The 21,546-nt window shown below is 37.7% G+C and carries 17 protein-coding genes; all 17 read right to left on the bottom strand.

What is annotated here, in order from left to right; genetic code table 11:
* Positions 1-18: 18 nt before the first annotated feature.
* A complete protein-coding gene (locus ACUN8G_RS03995; RefSeq protein ID WP_437345834.1) occupies positions 19-1,554 on the bottom strand; it encodes an acyl-CoA carboxylase subunit beta in 1,536 nt (511 codons plus the stop codon).
* A gap of 4 nt (positions 1,555-1,558) precedes the next feature.
* Complete coding sequence (locus ACUN8G_RS03990) at positions 1,559-2,308, bottom strand: ABC transporter ATP-binding protein (RefSeq protein ID WP_437345833.1); 750 nt, start codon at positions 2,306-2,308, stop codon at positions 1,559-1,561.
* Position 2,309: 1 nt separating this feature from the next.
* Positions 2,310-3,047, bottom strand: a complete 738-nt coding sequence (locus ACUN8G_RS03985) for an ABC transporter permease (RefSeq protein WP_437345832.1) — start codon at positions 3,045-3,047, stop codon at positions 2,310-2,312.
* Between the two features lie 63 nt (positions 3,048-3,110).
* On the bottom strand, positions 3,111-3,752 hold the full coding sequence (locus ACUN8G_RS03980) for an MBL fold metallo-hydrolase (RefSeq protein ID WP_437345831.1): 642 nt from the start codon (positions 3,750-3,752) through the stop codon (positions 3,111-3,113).
* On the bottom strand, positions 3,749-4,960 hold the full coding sequence (gene aroC, locus ACUN8G_RS03975) for a chorismate synthase (RefSeq protein ID WP_437345830.1): 1,212 nt from the start codon (positions 4,958-4,960) through the stop codon (positions 3,749-3,751). The genes ACUN8G_RS03980 and aroC overlap by 4 nt, the downstream gene beginning before the upstream one ends.
* Positions 4,961-5,038: 78 nt before the next feature.
* Positions 5,039-6,541, bottom strand: coding sequence for a Do family serine endopeptidase (locus ACUN8G_RS03970; RefSeq protein ID WP_437345829.1), 1,503 nt, complete (start codon positions 6,539-6,541; stop codon positions 5,039-5,041).
* A gap of 15 nt (positions 6,542-6,556) precedes the next feature.
* On the bottom strand, positions 6,557-7,294 hold the full coding sequence (gene recO / locus ACUN8G_RS03965; RefSeq protein WP_437345828.1) for a DNA repair protein RecO: 738 nt from the start codon (positions 7,292-7,294) through the stop codon (positions 6,557-6,559).
* Complete coding sequence (gene mtnA / locus ACUN8G_RS03960; protein WP_437346144.1) at positions 7,287-8,288, bottom strand: S-methyl-5-thioribose-1-phosphate isomerase; 1,002 nt, start codon at positions 8,286-8,288, stop codon at positions 7,287-7,289. The genes recO and mtnA overlap by 8 nt, the downstream gene beginning before the upstream one ends.
* Positions 8,289-8,298: 10 nt before the next feature.
* Positions 8,299-9,204, bottom strand: coding sequence for a PfkB family carbohydrate kinase (locus ACUN8G_RS03955; RefSeq protein WP_437345827.1), 906 nt, complete (start codon positions 9,202-9,204; stop codon positions 8,299-8,301).
* Positions 9,205-9,240: 36 nt separating this feature from the next.
* On the bottom strand, positions 9,241-9,708 hold the full coding sequence (locus ACUN8G_RS03950; protein WP_437345826.1) for an NUDIX hydrolase: 468 nt from the start codon (positions 9,706-9,708) through the stop codon (positions 9,241-9,243).
* Between the two features lie 9 nt (positions 9,709-9,717).
* Entirely contained in the window at positions 9,718-13,158 is a 3,441-nt protein-coding gene (locus ACUN8G_RS03945; protein WP_445480902.1) for a DUF8818 domain-containing protein, read from the bottom strand.
* A gap of 45 nt (positions 13,159-13,203) precedes the next feature.
* Positions 13,204-14,433 carry an ABC transporter permease gene (locus ACUN8G_RS03940; protein ID WP_437345824.1) on the bottom strand — a complete coding sequence of 410 codons (1,230 nt, stop codon included), beginning with the start codon at positions 14,431-14,433 and terminating at the stop codon, positions 13,204-13,206.
* On the bottom strand, positions 14,433-15,668 hold the full coding sequence (locus ACUN8G_RS03935) for an ABC transporter permease (RefSeq protein WP_437345823.1): 1,236 nt from the start codon (positions 15,666-15,668) through the stop codon (positions 14,433-14,435). Before ACUN8G_RS03935 ends, ACUN8G_RS03940 begins: the two co-directional genes overlap by 1 nt.
* A gap of 139 nt (positions 15,669-15,807) precedes the next feature.
* Positions 15,808-17,193, bottom strand: coding sequence for a glycoside hydrolase family 28 protein (locus ACUN8G_RS03930; protein WP_437345822.1), 1,386 nt, complete (start codon positions 17,191-17,193; stop codon positions 15,808-15,810).
* 27 nt (positions 17,194-17,220) lie between these two features.
* Positions 17,221-18,249 carry a LacI family DNA-binding transcriptional regulator gene (locus ACUN8G_RS03925; RefSeq protein ID WP_437345821.1) on the bottom strand — a complete coding sequence of 343 codons (1,029 nt, stop codon included), beginning with the start codon at positions 18,247-18,249 and terminating at the stop codon, positions 17,221-17,223.
* 83 nt (positions 18,250-18,332) lie between these two features.
* Positions 18,333-20,303, bottom strand: coding sequence for a T9SS type A sorting domain-containing protein (locus ACUN8G_RS03920; RefSeq protein WP_445480901.1), 1,971 nt, complete (start codon positions 20,301-20,303; stop codon positions 18,333-18,335).
* On the bottom strand, positions 20,275-21,531 hold the full coding sequence (locus ACUN8G_RS03915; RefSeq protein WP_445480900.1) for a hypothetical protein: 1,257 nt from the start codon (positions 21,529-21,531) through the stop codon (positions 20,275-20,277). The genes ACUN8G_RS03920 and ACUN8G_RS03915 overlap by 29 nt, the downstream gene beginning before the upstream one ends.
* Positions 21,532-21,546 lie beyond the last annotated feature (15 nt).

Here is a 21,546-nt window from a genome sequence, read left to right as displayed (position 1 = left end):
TAATCAAACGACTTAGAATTATAAAGGAATATTAGAATGCTTCTTTTTCGGGTTGTTATCGACTTTAGTTTTGAGAAGAACAAGCGAATCGATTAATTTTTTTTTGGTTTCTCTTGGAAAGATTACTTCGTCAATATAACCTCTTTCGGCAGCAATATAAGGATTGGCAAATTTTTCTGTGTATTCCTCTATTAATTCTTTCAATTTTTGTTCTGGTGAAGCGGCATTATTTATTTCTTTCTTAAAGATAATTTCAACCGCTCCTTTTGGACCCATAACAGCAATTTCTGCAGTTGGCCAGGCAAAATTGAAATCGCCTCTGATATGTTTTGAATTCATCACATCATAAGCGCCGCCATAAGCCTTGCGAGTTATAACAGTTATTTTGGGAACAGTAGCTTCGCTGAATGCGAAAAGTAATTTAGCACCGTGTCTTATAATTCCGTTCCATTCTTGCTCTGTGCCAGGCAAAAATCCAGGAACATCGACAAACACAACAAGCGGAATCGAAAAGGCATCACAAAATCGAACAAATCGAGCTCCTTTTACAGATGCATTTATATCCAGCACACCCGCCAGAACTTTAGGTTGGTTTGCAACAATACCCACCGACATTCCCCCAACTCTACCGAATCCAACTATTATATTTTCTGCGTATTGACTATGAACTTCATAAAAGTCTTCGGTCAATAAATTGATCACATCTTTCATATCATATGGTTTATTGGGATTATCCGGTACAATCTTATCAAGTTCTGGAATAATCAGATTATCCGAAACAAAGTGTTTTTCTGGTGGCGAATCCATCCAGTTTAAAGGTAGATAAGAGAATAATTTTCGAATTCCCTCAAGCACTTCCACTTCGCTGTTAAATACAAAGTGAGCCACTCCACTCTTGGAAGCGTGCGTGTCGGCGCCTCCGAGTTCTTCGAACGATACATCTTCATGTGTAACTGTCTTTACCACATTAGGTCCAGTTACAAACATGTAGCTTGTATTGCGAACCATAAAAGTAAAATCCGTTATAGCAGGTGAATAGACGGCACCACCTGCGCATGGTCCTAATATGGCTGAAATCTGGGGCACTACGCCCGAAGCTAACGTATTTCTCAAAAAAATTTCAGCATAACCGCCCAAACTAACAACTCCTTCCTGGATTCTGGCACCACCTGAATCATTCAGTCCAATTATCGGAATACCTGTTTTCAAAGCCATATCCATAATCTTGCAAATTTTTTCAGCATGAGCTTCAGATAATGACCCACCGAATACCGTAAAATCCTGACTGAAAAGAGCCACAGGTCTACCGTCAATTTTAGCAAAACCCGTAATTACTCCGTCGCCGTAGAATTTTTGTTTGTCTAATCCGAAATCCTGACTCCTGTGAGTAACGAGAGAGTCTACCTCCTGAAATGTGCCGCTGTCTACAAGAAGTTCAATCCTTTCCCGTGCAGTTAATTTTCCTTTTTTATGTTGCTGTTCTACCTTCTCTTTGCCACCCCCTTTGAGTGCTTCGGAACGTAATTTCTCTAATTTCTTAAATTTATCTTCCATTATTTTATACCAGTAAATTGGCAAGCTGATTTTCCGAGTCGAGTTTTTTAAATTCGTTTATAATTGCTTTCGTTAATTCTAAAAATTCATCAGCTTTAAAAGTATCCAGACTTTCCTGTTTTTGTATGTTAACTTCGATTTTTTTGATAATTTCGCCCGGACTTTTTTTCATCAAAAAAATAGTATCAGATAAATAAATGGCTTCGCTAATATTGGAAGTGGTAATTAACATCCCTATCTTCAATTCATTCTTTAATCTTCTGATTAAGAAATAGAGTTCGGACCTTGTACGGTAATCCATCTTTAAGAAAGGTTCATCGATTAAAAGGAAGCGCGGATTTCTCATTAGAGCTCTTGCAAGACTAATACGAAACCTGAAGCCAAAACTATTATTATCCGGGTAATGATTTTCGTATCCTTCAAGACCAGCAAATTTTATGGCATTCTGGAAGTTTGATTCATCGTAATTTTTTAGTTCGAAAAGAATATTATCTTTAACATTCAACCATGGATAAGAAGAGGGGTTAGCGGGAAGATAAATTAAAGGTGCTGGAATATTATATCGGATTTCCCCTTCGGTGGGTTCTTCCAGTCTACATAAAATTTTCAACAGTGTCGATTTTCCCGCTCCAATTGGTGCGAGTATTGTACTGATTTTGTCAGCTATTAATTCACAATTAAGTCCTTTAAATAATACTTTTCTGAAGCCCTGTTCATCGATATAAATTTTGCCAAGGTTTATAAGTTCAATCATCTTATTCTTCCCAATTAAAATATTTTTCTTCAATTAAAACGAGAATTTTTTCGCCCACCCAGATCAAGATTGTGGTGATAATTGTAACGACGAAAAGAAATACAAAATCATTGTAATAAAGTGCTCTATAGTAGATACCGCCCAGTCCATTCCCTTTTTCGGCAAATTCATAAAAAAGAATTGCCATCCAGAGCAAATAATGTTTTTCCGACAATTCGTGATATAAATGCTTCCCTAAAATCTTATGAGCAATTTTCTTAGCCGCTTCATGCCTGGATAAGCCGAGATTAACTGCTACATCCAGATATTCTTTTTTAATATTTTTTAATCCATTTGCCGCTGATAATTTAAGAAACGCTGATATAAGAACGAATGCAAAGAGGAACTCGCCCCAGAAAGAAGCACCAAACCAGAACAAAAATAAGAGTACTGGAAAAACAAAAGGTACATATTTTATCGGCTTAACAGTCGATAACTCGATTGATGCAAAAAGAGCTGGCACAACTTTTAAGATCCCGAGTATCAACAAATAAGCAATAAACATCGAGACATAAATTACAGAAGTTGTGGAAGCAATGCTTTGAAATATATTATAAACATACCACGATTCTGCAAGGGATTCTAATATCTGTGAAGGTTGAGGTAATACCTTGTTTACAGGTAAGATAAATTCGAATAGTACTAAATAAACAAACAGGAGCGTAATAATAAACTTAACTCCATAATAATTTTTTTTCATTTTAATCCTGTTGGTTTTATGTACTTAATTTATCGATAGGAAATCGATAATGCAACAATATAATCAGATTAAGAAAGGATTAATTTCTTTTTCCTTTCCAATCGTGGAAGAGTCGCCATGTCCTGGATAAATAATTACATCGTCGGGCAGTGTAAGCAACCTGCTTTTAATCGATTCGATAAGCTGATCGTAATTGCCGCCCCATAAATCTGTTCTACCAATACTTTCTTGAAATAGTACGTCGCCTGTAAAACAAATTTTTTCGTCGGGCAAATAAAACGAGAATTCTCCGGGTGTATGGCCTGGGGTGAAAATAAATTTCAATTGAGAATCACCCAATTTCAAATTAAATTTTTCCTCAATATAAAAATCGGGCAAAGGAGATTCTTCGTATTCTATCCCATAATTGACGGCAACTTCTTTCATCAAGTCGAGAAGGAATAAATCTTTTTCAGGTGCATAAAATTCTGTATGAAATTTTTCGTATATAAACCTGTTACCCAGAATATGGTCGATATGGCAATGGGTATTAAGCAGGAAACGGAGTTTAATACCATTCAATTCGATAAAATCAGTTAAAAGATCCTTCTCTTTCTGGCTGGAACAACCAGGGTCGATGATAGCGGCATCGAGAGTAAGACTGTCCCAGATTAAATATGTATTTTCCGCAAATGAATTAAATACAAATTTTCTAATTGATATCATCTACTGAAGTTTTCTTTAAGTCTCTTTTCAATTTTGCTCGTATAATTCAAAAAATTTTCTCTGGTTTCTTCGATTGAATCTCCACCGAATTTTTCGAGGAACAATTTAGCAACACTCCAGGCGGCCATCGACTCTGCAATAACTGCACAAGCGGGAACTGCAACAAAGTCGCTTCTTTCTCTTCGTGCTTTGATATTCTTCATCTTCGATAAATCTACAGAACCAATTGGCGACATAAGAGTGGCAATTGGTTTCATTGCTACTCTAATAATAATCGGTAGACCAGTTGATATACCTCCTTCAATTCCGCCAGCATTATTTGTTTTGCGACTGATTTTTCCTTTTTTCAGAATAATTTCATCGTGAACTGCCGAACCGTATTCATCAGCCATCTTAAATCCTTTGCCAATTTCAACTCCCTTAACCGCCTGTATCGACATTATCGAATGAGCCAGGTCGGCTTCGAGACGAGTATCGTAATGTACAAAACTCCCGATGCCAACGGGTACGCCAGTTATAACAACGTAAAAAGTACCACCAAGTGTATCTCCATTCTTTTTTGCAAGTTTTATCCGTCGAATTATTTTTTCCTCGTGTTCTTTATCGAGTACTCGCACGGGACTTTTATCCGAAATTTTATTTAATTTTTCCGCGGAGTAATTTGGACTTATTTTATTGCCAAAAAACTTTTCGATAAAATTCTCTTCGGGATAAATACCGCCAATACTCTCAACGAAGCTGCCAATGTGGATACCGAAATCGCTCAAAAATTTTCTTGCAATTGTACATGCAGCCACACGTGCAGCGGTTTCACGCGCACTCGAACGTTCAATTGAATTGCGTATATCGTTAAAATTATATTTTGTTACACCAACTAAATCGGCATGACCCGGTCGAGGTATCGAAATCTTTTCAATCGGCTTCTCAACCGGTTCGGGATTCATTTTATCAGTCCAGTTTTCCCAGTCTTTATTCCAGATAACCATCGATATAGGAGAACCGAGAGTTTTGCCGTGACGAATGCCAGATAAAATTTCTGCCCTATCTGTTTCGATTTTCATTCTGAGGCCGCGTCCATAACCTGCCTGCCGTCTTTTCAATTGTTCGTTTATGTATTCAGATGAAATTTCAATATTCGATGGGAATCCGCTTACAATAGTTACAAGAGCTTTTCCGTGGGATTCGCCAGCAGTGACAAAATTAATCATTTAATCAGCCCTATTTTTGTGATGCGTAAATATAAAAAAAGCGTCCTAATAATGGACGCTTTTTTAGATTAAATTTGATTACTCTTCATCAGGAATTTCAAGTCCTACCAGGCGCGAATTGCCCTGTTCATCGACCAATTTTAGTAGAACTGCTTTGCCCTTGTTGTCAGCAAATATTTCTTCAAGATCACCCACAGTCTTAATTGGTTTCTTATCTGCTTCTGTTATGACAACTCCTCTAATTATACGCTGGTTATAGGCTTTACTGAAGTTTTTTACTTCCGTAACCAGGACACCGTAATCGACTTTATATTCTTTCAGTTCATCTTCGGTCATATTCCTAACAGTCATTCCCACATTATCGAATTTAATTTCCTTCTTATCTATTTTTCCTTTTGATTTTCCTTTGTTCGAAGTTTTAACATTGTCCGACGAGTTGTCGTCGTCTCGTGCTTTCAATTTAACATACTTTTCAATTTTTTTGCCGTCTCGATAGAGAGTTAATTTAACTTCGTCGCCGGCTCGTTTTGAAGCTACATACGATTGTAATTCATTAGGTGCGCTTACTTCTTTATCGTCGATTTTCAAAATAACGTCGCCTTGTTTAATATCGGCTTTTTCAGCTGCTCCACCTTTCACAATATCTTGAACAAGCACGCCTTTCGGCTCTTCGAGTCCAATTGCTTTAGCAGTTTGAGCGTCGAGTTCGGATATTTGTACGCCGATATAACCACGGCTTACTTTTCCATTGGCGATCAAATCTCTTGCAACGCTTTTAGCCAGATTAATTGGTATTGCAAATCCATAGCCGATATATCTTTGAGTAATGCCATCGGTAGCAATTGCAGAGTTCACACCGATGACGGCACCGTTTAAGTCGACCAGTGCACCACCGCTATTGCCGGGATTTATTGCTGCATCTGTCTGAATAAAATTTTCGATTGCATATTGATCACGGATGATATTGATGTTTCTACTTTTTGCACTGATAATTCCAGCTGTTACAGTTGATGCAAGTGAAAGCGGATTTCCGATTGCCATAACCCATTGACCAACTTTTATATTGTCTGAATCGCCTAAATAAGCGACAGGCAAATTTTTTGCATCAATTTTAACAACTGCCAGATCTGTGAGCGGATCGGTACCAACGATTTCTGCATCAAATTCTCTTTTGTCGTGAAGTGTTACAGTTACCTGCTTGGCATCTTCCACAACGTGATTATTGGTAAGAATATATCCATCTTCTGATATAATAATCCCACTGCCCCCTCCCTGCTGTTCGCGTGGAATATCATCCTTGAAGGGGAAAAAGAAATGAAATTCTTCAGGTAAATTATTTTTAACCGTCGTAACCACAGTAATCTGTACAATTGAAGGAGTTACTTTCTCGGCGGCAGTTATGAATGCATTATTGAAGGCGGCGGCTTGCGGGTCTAAATTTTCAATTGGAGCTTTTTCGGCGCCAATCTGGATGTCGGCATAACTTGGGCGAACCCAACCAAACCCGGAAACCAGTACAGCTCCGAAGACAATTCCGATCAATATTAGAGAAATAGTACCCAGCAGATTTTTTCTATTCATTTTTATTTCCTCCTGTTATAATACTTTTAACGATCTGAGTCCTTTGAATTCATCTATGTGATATTTTAAAAATTTTTCAAGCAACATAATTAATGTACTTAGATCATTGTCACTGTATTCAATATTAAAATTTTTTGTGCTTAGACACTGTAGTAAATTGAAAAGTTCCTTTGTAAAACGGAAATGACTCATTCTGTCCTTGCTGCATTCCTCACACATTATCCCTGAATCATAATTATAATTTACCAGCATATTGGTTTTCAATTCTTTACCGCAAACAGAACAATGAGTTGTAGGAAATTGATAACCAATTTCTTTGATAAAGAAGAGAAGATATTTTGTAAAGTAGTATTTGGGATTTTTATCAGGATTATTGATTAACTCTAAAATCCTGACTGTGCCATCAAACAGTCTCGGATGTGGATCGAGCTCAATGGTTAACTGCAGAAGCAATTCAACCACAGCAGTAGCATACTTCATCCTTTCAATATCTTCTTTGATAATGGAAAAATGCTTCAACAAATCGGCGTTGCTGATTAATTGTATTTCCCTCGTTTCTTTTTTGTAGATAATCACCTGTATGATGTTTAAAGTGTCTACAATCATACCGATTTTAGATTTTGGTGAGCGTGCACCTTTAACAATGGCCGACATTTTTCCATAGTCGCGGGTAAAAAGATGGGCAATTTTACTCGTATCCCCGTAATTGAGTTTGTTTAGTACGACGGCGTCCGTCTTTATAATTTCAGACATTCTCGAATCTATAAGGTTTTCTAAAAACGCCCTCTTCGGTTATTATTCCGGCAATCAATTCTGCAGGTGTAACGTCGAATGCGGGGCAATAAGCATCGTACGCATCGGAAGTAAAACGGCAATCGCCAATTTTTACCAATTCGTCTTTACTGCGCAATTCGATTTTAATTTCATTTCCGGTTGGACAATTTCTATCGATTGTTGAAGATGGCGCCGCAATATAAAAAGGAACATTATGATGCCTGGCTAATACAGCAAGGTTATAGGTGCCGATTTTATTTGCAGTATCACCATTTACCGCAATTCTATCCGCCCCTGTAATAACCAGGTCGACTCTTTTTTCTTTCATTAAAACTGCTGCAGTTGAATCGGTATTTATTGAAAAGGGAATTCCTAATTGATCCAGTTCCCATGCTGTAAGTCTTGAACCCTGTAGAAGCGGACGCGTTTCATCGACGTAGACATGTTCAATCAATCCGTTTAAATATGCATGACGAATAACATTCAATGCAGTACCACTCCCACCTGTAGCCAATGCTCCTGTATTACAATGCGTAAGCACTTTAAGCTTTTTATTGAAAACTGTCATGCCATTAAGTGCAATTTTCTCGCACATTTCAATATCGTCTTGATGAATTCTTTTTGCCGCTTCAATTAATTTCGTATAAACCTGCTGATCATTCTTATAATTCTCAAACACATTTCTAATTGACTCTAAACCGAAAAAGAGATTGACAGCTGTTGGACGAGTAGCTTTTAACCTTTCGTATGCTTTAAAGAATTCTTCCGTTAAGTTTTTAGTTTTATTTTTAATCGAAAGGGCGAGAGCATATGCAGCAGTAACACCGATAGCCGGAGCCCCTCTCACCTCAAGTCTTTCGATTGCAAGTGCAATTCTCTCGTAATCATCTGTCACAATAAATTCTTCTTTCAATGGAAGTTTTGTCTGGTCGATTAAAATAATTTTATCTTCCGAAAACTTTACGGCTTCGATTTTTTTCATTTCAAAAACTCGAGAGTTCTTTGAATTCAAGGAAACGATTCTGGATTTCTAAATAGCTCAAATCTTCCAGTCCTTTAGTACTGAATTTTTCGACGCAAAAGGATGCCATCACGCTTCCGTAAATGACTGCACGTTTTAAATTATCGAAGTTCAGGTCGCGGTTTTTGTGGAGATATCCAGTAAAGCCTCCCGCGAAGGCATCGCCAGCGCCCGTTGGGTCGTTGATATCTTCCATCGGGTATGCAGGAGCAGAAAAGATCGAATTGTTTCCAAAAAGCAGAGCGCCGTGTTCCCCTTTTTTAATTATTAAATATTTTGGTCCCATCGCTGCAATTATATTAGCCGCTTTGATTAGATTTGGCTGTTGAGTCAAAAGTCGAGCTTCTGACTCGTTAATAATCAAGATGTCAACTCTTTTAAGAACTTTCAGTAAATCATCTTTTGCACCTTCGATCCAGAAATTCATAGTGTCGCATACTACAAACTTCGGATTGGTCAATTGGTCAAGTACTTTTAGCTGCAGTACAGGCGAAATGTTTCCCAGAATAACAAAACTACTTTTCTTTTTAGATTCGGGTATTATCGGGTCAAAGTGCTCGAAGACGTTCAGATGAGTAAAAAGAGAATCCCTGACGTTTAAATCGTAATGATATCTGCAGCCGTATCTGAAAGTTTTTGCTCCTTCAATTATCTGCAATCCTTCAAGGTCAATATTATGATTTTCGAGCATCTGAATATGCTTTTTTTCAAAATCGTCACCGACAACACCAACAATACTTACAGGAGCAGTAAAGTAGCTTGCAGCCAGTGCAATGTAAGTAGTCGAACCGCCCAATGCATTTTTAACACTGTCAAAGGGAGTTTCGATATCATCGAGACCAATTGAACCAACGACGAGTAAACTCACAGCATTCACCTTTTTTTGTTTGTATAAATTTATGGATCATTTATGAAAATTAATTTCAAGTAGATCAAAAAAATTTCTTCGATTCAAAAAATAGTCTTCAATAATCATTACTGATTTGCACTGCCCTTCCCAGGCAAGCATTTCACATGCACCTCTGGCATCTGTCCATTTGTATTCATTATGCTCTTTAGATAATTTTATTTTAGCATCTGCACGAAGTAAGGCAGCAAAAACAGGGATAAAAATTATTCTATCTTCTTCATCGGAATAAAATGAATTGATATTCGGTACAGTCCATAATCGTAACGGTGTTAATCCCGTTTCTTCCTGAATTTCTCTCAAAGCCGTTTCAAATGCTTTCTCGCCTTCTTTAATTTTTCCTGAGACCATTTGCCATAGCAAAGGATATTTTTCTTCGGGTGATCTTTTTAAAAGTAAGAATTCGATTCCTTCGCCGTTTTCTCTGAAAAGATGCACCTCAACCATATTTGATAATTGTTTCATTAAAATATCTCAAAAATATGCTCGGGCTTCGGCTCGCATTGAATGAATAATTTGTCTTTTACCATAAATCCGGGCTTCGTAATTGATCGATGTCTGTATGTAATCGGTAATTTTATAATCAAAATAAGCTCTACAAAAATAATTCTTTCCGACAACATTTCCCTTTAATATTTCAAAAGGAATATTGTTTTTGTTTGTATTTGCATTAATTTCAACTCTCTCCAGTTCAATTCTGAGTCTTCCAAGGTTCAAAAAAGAATAGTTAAATTGAAGTACTTGAGAATTGTCATTAATAATTGTTGGAATTTCTGGATATTTATCCGAACTTCTTCCTGTTGTAATCTTAAAACCCACTTCGATTTTTCTCGTGGGTCTATACGAAAATGTAGTAGAAATTTCGTTTCTAGTAACATTACGCGATCGTTTTGTTATTGGCGGCGCAATATAGATGTCCGTCTGATTTAAATACTCCGTTTGATTATTTAACTCACTTAACATTTTGAATCTCAAACGTACTGAGCGGTCTTTATAATATCCCTTTTCAATTCCATTACTGTACTGATTTAAATTCTTGCGTTGTAAGAAACGAAATCTGATAGAAAAATCAGAACGGTTTTTAAATAAGTCTAGATCCTGTTGAAAAAATTGAGTTCCGTTAATGGTTGTCGAATCATTTAAAAACTTCGACAATTTAAAGAGATAAATATTGGCAGAATTTTTATCCCTGCTGTTTTCTTCGACACGCCAGATTGTTTCAGTCGAGACGGACTTTAAATATTGCCCAAAACTTCCCTCTTTGAATTTAGAAAAGTCAATTCTGAATCGTACGTTCGACTTCAAATCAACCACGGGAAATTGTTCTTCTGTAGGGACAGTAACTAAAATGAATTCTCCATTATAAGAAGTCAATTCAAACTCGCCTTCATCGGCTATGCCATTGCTATTCAAATCTCCTAAATAAATATAATTTCCGTAACCTGTATTTACTTTAACAAAAACTTTTTCGTATTTAGCCGACTGTTCAGTTGATACCTGATAATAGACATCGCCACTTAACGCTCTGTTGAAAAAATTAAATCTACTTTTTGAGAGCAATAAAAATGTCTCGTTGTCGGCAAAGCCTTCCGATAAAAACTCTTCCGTAAATTTTTTGTTGCGCAGGCTGATATTTAATGATGAATTCAGAGAATTCGATCCATTAAAGTCAATGGTCAAATGTTTTATATCAGCTTCGGATTGTTTTAGCAATCGATTATTCCTTGCGGCAAATTCTTCTCGGAGAGAATATGCGACTTTGATATTTAATCCGCCGGAAAAAAATTCGATGTAAGGTGCTGCTTCCCTGTATTCAAAACTGCTGCTGACGAGACTATCTGAAACCTCATCTTCTTTTTTTTCATATAGAAGATCAATACCCGGACGAAAAACAAAAATTTTATAAAATGCATTTCCATTCTGACGATTCCAATTCGAATTCAGAGTGCCGTTTTGTGATGAGACATAGTCCACGCGATAGTCAACATTGTATGATTTTTCGTCCGTAACTAATGCTCTGCTGAAAAAACGGTTCGATCTAAAATTCGTACCCTGCTTCAAAAAACCATAACTCGAATTCAAAGTGATTTTTTCAGCTGGTTTATATAAAATTTCGGCTTCTCTGAGCAACTGACTCCCTTCCAGATCTGCGTCAACATTATAATATCTGTTGAATTCCACATCGTTAATTCTGTCGAGTGTGGAATAACGAGTGTCGATAAATCTTTCCTTAAGATTCAATCCGATATTTCCCAGCTGAATGTTGAACAACTCTGCATTACGCGGTTTAATATCCAATTGCAGCAGTCGGGCATAACCGTAGTTGTTATTATCATCAAGAGATGAAAATCTGTTTTTGTCGTAACTACTACCGGAGAATTCGAGTTTAAGATTTATTCCATCTCCAAGATCTGAAGATGCAGATATAACGGCAATTTGTTTTAACTCGGGCAAGGGTAAAAATATAACTGGCATATAATTGCCATTTTTAGGTCCGACAAAACGATAATTACCAAGACCCTTTTTTACATAATCTCCCTTCGACTCGCCAACATAACTAAAACTAACATTGTAAATTGCCTCATTACTGCCTGGCGCATAGAAATAATATTCATAATGATTTCCATTAATAACAGTATCCCTTTTTGAATAGAGACCTTTTATATTTCCCGTTGAATCGGCTTCTGCAATTCGAACACCGCTTTTAAAGGCTTTAATCCTGGAATCCCCTGCATTTCTTAAAATGTTAATGTCGTCTTCGGAAAGAGAGAGTTCCACAGGACTGTCCTGGTTGTCGGCTTCTCTGTAATAAGAAATTCCAATATTAAGATGATCGTCAATCATTTTTGAATTTAAATTCATTCCCATAAAATTTCGTGAATAATTCAGGTCAGTATATTCGAAGTCAACATGAATTCTGCTGGCTGAGGTAATAATTCTTTTTGGGGTAAATGTAATAGTTGCATTCGAATAGTCGACAACATAATCGTAGTTTTCACCTCGAGTCAATTCAATACCATCGAGATAGACTTTCTCGCTGCCTGCAATAACGATAATGTTTCTTTCGTAATTCTCTCCTGTTAGGCGATACGGTCCTTGATTACCGTCAAATCCAAAGAAATCGATTGAGTTGAATTTGCCACGAGCGCCTGCAATAACCAGGCTGCCATAAGTTTTGCCGTCATTTGAACGAATATCAGTTTTAAAGCCCTGTAATTTTTTAGTTACTCTGGAAAATTGCGAAGCGTTATCGATGAAATCGATGTCACCAAAAGTACCAGTAAAGTTGTGATGTTTCAGTTCAATAAATACTTTGTCGATTTCATCAAGAGTTTGTGTGTTCCCTTCGGGTTGAATAGGAGTATTTTCATCGGTCAGGGCGGCAATCAATTCTAAATCATCTGACAATTGACCGTTTAACTGCAATCTCAAGCCACTGTTCAGTGTGAAGTCTCTGTTAGTACCGATAGTAAATCCTCTTATAATCGAGCCGCTTTTGTTAATATCACGTCCAAATATCGATTCTGCAGAAACAATCTTGGATAATGGCTCAACGGTAACGAACGTATCCTTCGTGCTTTCGTCATATCTGAATAAAGGAATCTGTCGACGATACTCTTTTTTCAACGAAACATCGATGGAAGAATAACGGATAATTAATGTATCTCCGATATTAAACCGAGTTATGTCGTTTAACTTAAAGATGCCCTTCTGGTAAAAAACTGTATATTGTTTTTTTTCGATGGGGGAATTATTTATATAAATAATTTCAGAAAAAGGAATAATATTGAGTGATGAGATCTGGTAATTATTTTGTAAGCTAACAAAGAAAGTATCTGATTTAGTTACAGTTTGAGCGTAGAGATTCCATCCACTTAAAATCAAGGGAAACAGTATGCTTAGTTTTTTCGACAATTTTAATTTCATAATAAGGTAAAGACAATCGATATCACCTCAGCATCATTCGTAACGAAGAGCTTCTATCGGATCGAGATTTGCTGCTTTCATTGCAGGATAAACTCCGAAGATAATTCCTACAATGGTGGTAATAATAAAACCGATAATAATCCAGTCAATTGGAAGTATAAGAGAAACATTTAGATAGATGGCAACGATATTACCTCCGATTAATCCCAGTAGAATTCCAATCATGCCGCCGAACCAACTCAAAGCAACTGCTTCGATGACGAACTGAGTGAGAATATTCTTTTTCTTAGCGCCGACGGCTTTTCGTATGCCAATTTCTTTTGTCCTTTCGGTAACACTTACCAGCATAATATTCATAATGCCAATTCCAGCTGCTATCAGAGCAATAAATGCAATTACCGCTGCACCTAACCTGAAATATTTTGTCAGTTCGTTAAATTGTTCGGTCAACTGGTCGTTAGTAACAATCTCAAAATCGTTATCCTCTCCTGCAGCAACTCCGCGTATTAGTCTGAGAGCACCGATAACCTCGTCCATAGTTTCCTGAATAAGTTCTTTACTCGGTGCCATTATTAAAAACGACGCCGATCTTTCGCGTCCAAAATATTTTTGAAAAACCGGCAAGGGAATGCAAACAAAATTATCCTGGGACTGCCCAAGCACTGTACCGCGCTTTGCAAATGTACCAATTACTTCAAATTCATATTTGTCTACTCTTATTGTTTGACCAACCGGGTTGATGTTCTTGAATAATTTTTCGACAACATCATGTCCCAGTACAGCTACCGGGCGACTTAATTCGACATCGGCATTAGTATACATTCTGCCATCTTCCAGTTCAAGGTCGAGTGCTACAAAATAATCGACATTAGTACCAGCAACATATACAGAAGGATTAGTTTTTTCATTATGAAAACGGACAACCTTTCCCGTGGCATTAAGGACAATACCGACAGCAGCTGGTAATTGTGTCATTTCTCTCAATTTTTCCCCTTCAGCGGGAGTTAAATCTTTCCTGTTTCTGAATTGTCTTCTTGCGTGAGGTCCTCCTGCCTGAAATGCAGGATATTTCTGAATGAAAAAGTTATTTGCTCCTATTTCATTGAATGCATCGATAATATTTTGCTGGATTGCACTGATTGCTGTCATAACAATAATAATCGAAAATAAGCCAATGGCAATTCCCAGTAGAGTCAGAAACGATCTGAGTTTGCTTCCTATTATTGATTGATATGCCAGTTTAATGCTTTCGAGTATCAGCATTATTCATACCTCAACGAATCGACTGGATTCAAACGAGAAGCTTTCCATGCGGGTACAAACCCTGAAATAATACCAACCAGAGCAGAAATCAAAAGCGAGATAAACACAATATGCAACGGAAGAGAAGTCGGCAAAAACTGATTAATTACCAGACTTAGAGGGTACGAAATGATAATACCAATAATTCCTCCGAGCATGCAGATTACTGCTGCTTCAGTTAAAAATTGCAATAGTATCGACCAGGTTTTTGCACCAATTGCTTTGCGTATCCCAATTTCCTTTGTCCTTTCTGTAACTGAGACAAACATAATATTCATTATTCCAATGGCTCCAACAAATAAAGAAAGAGCAGTTATAACAATACCGGCAATGGCTACTACACCTACCGTCTGGTCATACATTTGCTTAAAGGCTTCCTGTTGATTGATGGCAAAGTCATCTGGTTTACCGGGGGGCACTTTTCTAATAATGCGCATAGCTGATATAATTTCCTCTTTGGCATCTTCAAGTCGTTCAACGCTGCCAATTTTGATATCAATTCTCATTCGGTTACGAGCCTCTCCGACTGCTGATTCAAAAGCTTTGAATGGAATTATGACCTGTCCATCCAGACTAAATGCTCCTAAAAAGCCACTCCCCTGTTTTTCAATAATTCCAATAACTTTAAAAGGAATATTATTGATGCGAATTTCTTCTCCAATCGGATTAAGGTCGGGGAATAATTCGTTCTGAATATCTTTTCCAATTATACATACACGTCGTCCTGCTTTGGCTTCCCACTCATTCATGAATCTGCCTTCTTCGAGCACAATTTGACTGGTGCGGGCATATTCCTGCGTTGTACCAATAATCATTGCGGATTCAACAGTTCGATTCTTCCTTTTAACCGAAGCACCAAATGTCCTCTTAGTGGGCGCCATTGCTTCGTAATTCTTAAGTATCATTCTTAGTTTTTCGTATTGTTCGTATGTTATGTCTTTGCGGTTTCTATAGAGGCGCCAATCGTTCATTGCAAACCAGGGGAATTTATCGACATACAAAACGTCGCTTCCAAATGACGAGATTGAACTCATAAAAGCTTCTCGCAATCCCACAATAGCAGTTGACATTGTAGTTACTGCTACAATCCCAATGATAATACCAAGGGTGGTCAATACGGAACGCATTTTATTTGCCCGTATTGCCCTCAAAGAAATCAATAGAATTTCTTTAAACTCTATAAAGAATTTTTTCATAAGCTGATTGATTTATTAAACCTTAATATAAAAGTTTAACTTTAATAAAAAAATAAAAATATTGGACCCTCATGAAGAGAAGATTATTCGTTTCGCATTAATGAATCTCGACTTCTAAGTTATGCCCTCGATAAAGTCCCTAATTAATTTCCTTCCCATTTATTTTTACATTTTTCAAAATAAGATTCCGTGTAAATGAAATTGAATTTCCCTTCCGAACACCGTTAAAATCACAATCGATTATTTCTACATTTTCAATCGGAGATTCTTCAAGTCCCAAAAATTCCAGGGCAAATTCACTCTTTTGACTCGTTACTTTTTCCACCCGAATATTTCTAAATTTCGGCGGGAAATTACGAGGACCAATTTCTTTCGGGTCATAAAACATATTCAATCGCACTATCGCATTACTGACTTCACCCACTTCGATATTTCTTACATAGATATGTTCAACCACCCCTCCTCGAATTGTATTGGACTTTATTCTAAGCATTCTGTCGAGATTTGGACTGTCCATCTTACAATCTTCAGCAAATACATAACGGCAACCACCTGAGATTTCACTTCCTATTACTACTCCTCCGTGTCCGTCCTTCATAACACAATTTCGGATAATTAAATTTTCACTTGGAGCATTAATTCTACGTCCGTCATTATTCCGCCCCGATTTTATGGCTATACAGTCGTCGCCATTGTCGAAATAGCATCCTTCAATCAACACATTCTTGCACGATTCTGGATCGCATCCATCATTATTCGGTCCGTGACCGATGGTTTTGACATTACGTATTATGATATTTTCTGAAAGAACAGGATGCAAAAACCACATTGGAGAATCTTTGAATGTAACCTCTTCAATCAGAATATTCTTCGATTTATAAAACTGTACAAAATTAGGTCTGAGATAATGCCCTTCTCCAAAAATCCGTTTTTCAACCGGAACATTATTGTTGTTCATTTCTAGAAGCTGGAGTCTGCTGTTGTTTTGCTTTTGTTCATCTTTGGGATTCTTTCCCAGTTTCCATTGCCACCAATTCTCCTCCGAAGCCATACCATCGAATATCCCTTCGCCTGTAATGGCTACATTCTCTACTTCATATCCATATATTAATGGCGAATAATTGTAGCATTCAACACCTTCCCATCGTGTAAAAACTACAGGCAAATAATCTTTCGGATTGGTACTGAATAAAATCACTGAATTTTTATCGAGATGAAGATTTACGTTGCTCTTAAAATGAATTGGTCCTTTACACTTATAAACCCCAGCAGGAATGAAAATTTTGCCGCCTCCAGATAGGCTGCATTCATTAATTGCTCTGTCGAGTGCTGGTTTTATATTTTCATGCAATGACGTACTGTCAGCAAAATCGGTTATATTGAAGACTTTCGGCGGAATTAGGGGTTCGTGAATATTTTGAAGTATTTCATCTGCTTTTTTCCAGGGATCATTTAAGGTCTGCGGATGGATAAAAAGTGGTAAAAAAAATACAATAATTCCGACGTAAAATTTAATAGTAGTCATAAGAATTTCTCTAAATTTTAGGCGAAATTACTTTTCGTTGCAACTGATGCAAGTGCCTCTCAGAATAAGCTCAGATTCAATTGTTATGTTCTTTGAAGTTTCATCAGTTTTTTTGTCGATTAGATCGAAAATTAAATTCATTGCATTCTCTGCAATTAATTTTGTCGGTTGATCAACACAGCTCAGCGGCGGCGAAAGAAATTTCTGAATTCTGGCATTCCCAAAACAGATTACATCGACATCATCCGGAATTTTATATCCCACTTCATTTGCCGCCATATATACACCAAGAGCTACTGGATATGTAACCGTAAAAATCAATTTTGGCAGGTCATTTTTGAGATACAATTCCATAAACGATTTATAACCGTATTCTTCCCCAAAACCACCTTCAATTACCCAATCCGGATTTATCTTTACACCATATTTATTCATCGCCTCTTGAAATCCCAATAAACGTTCTCTTCCGATATTTATATCCGTATAACCTGCAAAGTGTCCAATTCTACGATATCCTAGTTTAATAGCATGTTCAATTGCCTTAAAAGCTCCGCCTCTGTCGTTAACCACAACTGAATGAATATTTTCCATTTCAGGGATGCGGTCAATAAATACTATTGGCACGTTCCTACTCTTTACAAGCTCGAATATCTCATAGTTTTTCGTCTCCTGCGTTATCGAAACGATTATACCGTCTACCTTCATCGATAAAAGTGTTTGTATTTGTCGCTTTTCTATTTCGGCATTCTCCTGTGATACAGTTAAGATAATATCGTAGTTTTTAGAGAATGCTATTTGATAAACGTGTTCGATTATCGAACCGAAGAAAAAGTGAGCGATTTTAGGAACTACAAGGCCAATCGTATTCGATTTGCGAGCCGAGAGATTTCGTGCCATTATATTTGGAATATAACCAAGTTGCTCAGCTGTTTGCTTAACCAGATTTGTTGTCTCTGGTGAAATGTCGGGGTGGTTTCTGAGAGCTTTTGAAACTGTTACCGTAGAAACATTAAGCTTCTTGGCAATGTCACTGAGTGTAACTGCTTTGTTTTTCAATTTTTTAGACCAATTTTATACAGAAAAATAACAAAATAAATATAAAAATGGGACTGCATTTTTGCAGTCCCATTAAAACTAAGTTACTTCAATAGAATCATTTTCTTTGTAAGAACAAGATCGCTCGATTTCAATTGATAGAAATAGATGCCTGAAGCTACCGATTTACCATAATTGTCTTTAGCGTTCCACGTAATTGTATGGACGCCAGCCGATTGCAATTCGTTGTTGACCAATTTAGCTACTTCCTGGCCGAGCGAATTGTAAACAGTAATTGTAACATTTGATGCTTTTGGTAGTTGATAACGAATGCTGGTAGTAGGATTAAACGGATTCGGATAGTTTTGCTCGAGTACGAATTCGTTTTTGATTACTGGTTCGTCATCTACACCAACTGTACCGCCTTCCAGCCATAACTTTTTCAATTCAGGGAACCAGTTGAGATCACCAGCTGGAAAACCTTTTGCTGCTCCGGTATATGCCGGCGAACTTGTAGAATATGATGCATCAAATTCATTTACATAATAACCAATCGGACGTCTGTCCATATCCTGTGTAGCAGGATCCCAGTAATCATTCGGCGTATCCTTTGTCTTATTGGCTACCGTTACATAATATTCCATCATGCCTAACATTAAATTCGGTTTATTTTTCAAGCCCGGATCCTCTATCATCTTAAATGCATCTGCTGCCTGCGCACCCAATGCCGATTTTATATAATTCGACAATGGCTCGCCTACCCCTATCTCCGGATACTTGTCGAAAAATGACTGCCCGGCTGCACTCACTGCATAATAGTTATGATCTACTACCCAACGTGTCGTATCATTCGGAGCTGCAAATATCCACGCCATCCGATTATTCCCATTGGCATATTGCTCTCCCGTATTTGCCCATTCTGCCGTCCTCGTCTGATCCGTCGAATCCTCTCCTGCTGCAAATGCATCTACAAACAGGTTATTCGTTATCACTATCTCTTCACCTACATTACCCAACGATAATAATCCATGAAAACCCATTCCATTGACAAACGTGTTATGGTCAAACAATCCATATCCTATATTCCCTGTACCCGCCAATGGATTACTAAAATTATAATGACGAATAGGACGATCTATATAATTCACAAACGTGTTGTTTATCAATATCAAGGAATCACACGTAGATGCTCGTAAGTCTATCCCTTTACCTGCTCCAAAATTTGATGTCGACAACGCTCCTAAATTTGCAAATATACAATCCTCTACTTCTATCTTCTTCGTCGAAGCTTCTGTCCGTATTACCTGACCCGATACATTTGAGAAAATACAATCCTTCAATATTATTGAAGCCCCTTCACCGTCTGTCCTTAAAAATGTTCCTCCTACTGTGTATAATTGATCAAAAACTCCGTTTGCCGGATCATCACCCGGTTCATAGTATCCTGTTATGGCTATCCCCTCTAATATTATATCTCCTCCTCTCGTGCGTAGTAAGTATCCAGGTGGATCTTGTGGATTGTCCCCTGTACCTGTTGGATACTGGTATATTATTGCTTTCTGATTGTTCGAAGAACGCATGCGGAACGTGTATTCCTTCTCTACATAAAATGACTCCGTATTCAGATAAATCTTACCCCCCTCTAATTCATATACTCTACCTTCTGGTATGCCACCATTTGCCGTTGTATCCGCCCGTATCTGCGCCATTAAATACGATTCCGGCGTCCCATCAAACGGCCTCAACCTTAATACGTTTTCCGCTAAGTTTTCACCTGCAAGCCATTTAACTTTCAATTCAGGGAACCAGTTGAGATCACCAGCTGGAAAACCTTTTGCTGCTCCAGTGTATGCCGGCGAACTTGTAGAATATGATGCATCAAATTCATTTACATAATAACCAATCGGACGTCTGTCCATATCCTGTGTAGCAGGATCCCAATAATCATTCGGCGTATCCTTTGTCTTATTGGCTACCGTTACATAATATTCCATCATGCCTAACATTAAATTCGGTTTATTTTTCAAGCCCGGATCCTCTATCATCTTAAATGCATCTGCTGCCTGCGTAATCATTCGGCGTATCCTTTGTCTTATTGGCTACCGTTACATAATATTCCATCATGCCTAACATTAAATTCGGTTTATTTTTCAAGCCCGGATCCTCTATCATCTTAAATGCATCTGCTGCCTGCGCACCCAATGCCGATTTTATATAATTCGACAATGGCTCGCCTACCCCTATCTCCGGATACTTGTCGAAAAATGACTGCCCGGCTGCACTCACTGCATAATAGTTATGATCTACTACCCAACGTGTCGTATCATTCGGAGCTGCAAATATCCACGCCATCCGATTATTCCCATTGGCATATTGCTCTCCCGTATTTGCCCATTCTGCCGTCCTCGTCTGATCCGTCGAATCCTCTCCTGCTGCAAATGCATCTACAAACAGGTTATTCGTTATCACTATCTCTTCACCTACATTACCCAACGATAATAATCCATGAAAACCCATTCCATTGACAAACGTGTTATGGTCAAACAATCCATATCCTATATTCCCTGTACCCGCCAATGGATTACTAAAATTATAATGACGAATAGGACGATCTATATAATTCACAAACGTGTTGTTTATCAATATCAAGGAATCACACGTAGATGCTCGTAAGTCTATCCCTTTACCTGCTCCAAAATTTGATGTCGACAACGCTCCTAAATTTGCAAATATACAATCCTCTACTTCTATCTTCTTCGTCGAAGCTTCTGTCCGTATTACCTGACCCGATACATTTGAGAAAATACAATCCTTCAATATTATTGAAGCCCCTTCACCGTCTGTCCTTAAAAATGTTCCTCCTACTGTGTATAATTGATCAAAAACTCCGTTTGCCGGATCATCACCCGGTTCATAGTATCCTGTTATGGCTATCCCCTCTAATATTATATCTCCTCCTCTCGTGCGTAGTAAGTATCCAGGTGGATCTTGTGGATTGTCCCCTGTACCTGTTGGATACTGGTATATTATTGCTTTCTGATTGTTCGAAGAACGCATGCGGAACGTGTATTCCTTCTCTACATAAAATGACTCCGTATTCAGATAAATCTTACCCCCCTCTAATTCATATACTCTACCTTCCGGTATGCCACCATTTGCCGTTGTATCCGCCCGTATCTGCGCCATTAAATACGATTCCGGCGTCCCATCAAACGGCCTTAACTTTAATACGTTTTGTGAGTAAGTATAGCTTGTAAAAAATACCAGAAGCAGAAACAGACTTAAGTACTTCTTGGTAATCATGTTGCCTCCTTTTAT

Source organism: Melioribacter sulfuriphilus, from assembly GCF_052656625.1.
This window is presented reverse-complemented; position numbering and strand designations above follow the sequence as displayed.